This is a genomic window from Streptomyces durocortorensis (assembly GCF_016901035.1).
GTDB lineage: Bacteria > Actinomycetota > Actinomycetes > Streptomycetales > Streptomycetaceae > Streptomyces > Streptomyces durocortorensis.
The window spans coordinates 1-1060 of the sequence record NZ_JAFEUF010000518.1; the positions used below are offsets into that span (position 1 = coordinate 1).

Here is a 1060-nt window from a genome sequence, read left to right on the forward strand (position 1 = left end):
GGGCGGGGCGGGCGCTCCCCCGGTGCTGAACAGCGTGAGGCTCTCCAGCCCGTCCCCCGCACGCTCCGCGGCCTCCAGCAGTTGCAGGCCGGTGGTCGGGACTCCGGCGAAGTGCGTGACGCGGTGCGTACGGATCAGGGCCAGCGCCTCGTCCGCGTCCCACTTGTGCATCAGGACGAGGGTGCCGCCGGCCGCCATCGCGCCGAAGAAGCCGGTGAACGCGGCGACGTGGAAGAACGGGAACGTCATCAGGGAGACGGGGGCGGGCCCCTGCCCCGGGATGACGCCTCGCGCCAGTGCGGAGGCCGCCGCGTGGTAGCGGGGGTTGAGGGCGGCCGCGGCCTGGGCGAGGTGGGTGGCCACCGCGCCCTTGGGGCGGCCGGTGGTGCCGGAGGTGTAGAGGATCGTGGCGTCGTCCTCGGGCCGGGGCTCCACGTCGGGCGGCGCGGCCAGCGGGTCGGGCGCGGGGAACTCCTCGTACCGCTCGACGCGCAGGCCCTCCGCCCCCTGCCCCTCGTCGTGGAAGAGGACGACGCGCGTCCCGGTCCGCCGGGCCCAGCCGGCCACCCGCCCGATCCGCTCCCCGTCCACGAGGAGCACGGCGGGCTCGCAGTCGTCGAGCGCATGGCCGAACTCGCCCTCGGTCCACCAGGCGTTGAGCGGTACGGCGACGAGACCGGCCAACTGGGCGGCCCAGAAGGCGATCTGCCACTCGGGATGGTTCCGCATCGCGATCACGGCCCGCTCGCCGGAGCGCAGCCCGTACCGCTCCCGCAGGCGTACGGCGAGGGCGGAGGCGGCGGCGAAGAACTCCCCGTAGGAGTAGGTCCGTTCCCCCGCGATCAGGAACGGCGCGTCGCCGTAGGCCCAGGTGGTCTCCACGAACTCCCGCAGCGTACGGGGCCCGTCGGCGTACTCCGGTGTCCCCCGCTCGCCGACGACCACGGCGAAGGGCGCGCCGGGCACGGTGAGGGAGGCCTCGATGCGCGCGGCACGCCGGGCACGTTCCGCCCGGGCCGCGGCGTCTTCGGGGCCCGGGTGCGGGAGCGGGGGCGGGGAC

Annotated in this window: 1 protein-coding gene; it reads right to left on the bottom strand. The window is 75.8% G+C overall.

The window, feature by feature from the left end; genetic code table 11:
- Positions 1 to 1060 (bottom strand): class I adenylate-forming enzyme family protein (locus JS521_RS35850; protein ID WP_239488303.1); only part of this gene is annotated, 1060 nt, incomplete at both ends.